The organism is Streptomyces sp. NPDC048484 (assembly GCF_040651415.1).
Taxonomy (GTDB): Bacteria; Actinomycetota; Actinomycetes; order Streptomycetales; family Streptomycetaceae; genus Streptomyces.
The window spans coordinates 1-1,358 of sequence record NZ_JBEZJY010000148.1; the positions used below are offsets into that span (position 1 = coordinate 1).

1 protein-coding gene is annotated in these 1,358 nt (G+C 72.1%); it reads left to right on the forward strand.

Annotated elements, in window-relative coordinates; translation table 11 throughout:
- A partial coding sequence (locus AB0D14_RS44985) for a beta-ketoacyl reductase (RefSeq protein WP_362791337.1) occupies positions 1-1,358 on the forward strand: 1,358 nt, incomplete at both ends.

Below are 1,358 nucleotides of genomic sequence, written 5' to 3' on the forward strand. Positions count from 1 at the left end.
GGGGTGAGTCTGTTCGCGTCGGGGGCGTCGGTGTTGCGGGTGCGGTTGATGCCGTTGGGTGTGGGTGTGGTGTCGGTGGAGGCGGCGGACGGTGCGGGGCGGCCGGTGTTGTCGGTGGATTCGCTGGCGTTGCGTGAGGTGCCGGCCGGGGAGGGTCTGTCCGCTGGTGGTGGTGGGGTTGAGTCGATGTTCCGGGTGGAGTGGGTTCCGCTGCCGGGTGGGTCGGCGGCGGACGTGTCTGGCGGGTCGTCGGTGGATGGGTCGTGGGTGGAGTGGGGTGCGCTGGTGGTGGGGGAGCCGGTGCCGCCGGTCGTGGTGCTGCCGGTGAATTTCGACGGTGGCGTGGTCGGTGATATCCCGTCTGCCGGTTCTGCCGGTTCTGCCGGTTCTGGTGGTTCTGGTGGTTCGGTGGGGGGTGTGGCGTGTGGTGTGTTGGGGGTGTTGCGGTCGTGGTTGGGTGAGGAGCGGTTTGCGGGGTCGCGGTTGGTGGTGGTGACGCGGGGTGCGGTGGGGTTGCCGGGTGAGGGGGTGCGGGATCTGGCGGGGTCGGCGGTGTGGGGTCTGGTGCGGTCGGCTCAGTCGGAGGATCCGGGGCGGGTTGTGCTGGCGGATGTCGGTGGCGGGGGTGATGGCGACGGTCTGGCTGCGGTGGGGGTGGTGCTGGCGGCGGGGGAGTCGCAGGTGGTGGTGCGTGGCGGGGTGGCTTATGGGGCGCGGCTGACCCGGGTCGCGGCTCAGCCGGAGCGGGGCGGGGAGAGTGCCGGTGGGCCGTCGGTGGGGGGTTTTGCCGGGTTGGCTGGTGTGGGCACGGTGTTGGTGACGGGTGGTACGGGTGGTTTGGGTGCGGTGGTGGCGCGGCATCTGGTGGAGCGGCATGGGGTGCGGCATCTGGTGCTGACGAGCCGGCGGGGGCCGGCGGCGCCGGGGGCGTCGGGGCTGGTGGCGGAGCTGGCCGCGCTGGGTGCGCGGGCGCGGGTGGTGGCGTGTGATGTGGCTGACCGGCGGGCGGTGGCGGGTCTGCTGGCGGGCATCGATCCACAGCATCCGCTGGGTGGGGTGGTGCATGCGGCGGGGGTGCTGGATGACGGGATGATCGGGTCGCTGACCGAGGAGCGGATGGCGGCGGTGGTGGGGCCGAAGGCGGATGCGGCGTGGTATCTGCATGAGCTGACGGCGGGGATGGACCTGGCGGCGTTTGTGCTGTTCTCCTCGGCGGCGGGGGTGATGGGTGCTCCGGGGCAGGGTAATTATGCGGCGGCGAACGCGTTCTTGGACGGGCTGGCCGTTCACCGCCGGGCGCAGGGGCTGGCCGGGCAGTCACTGGCCTGGGGACTGTGGGAACAGACCAGCGGCATGAC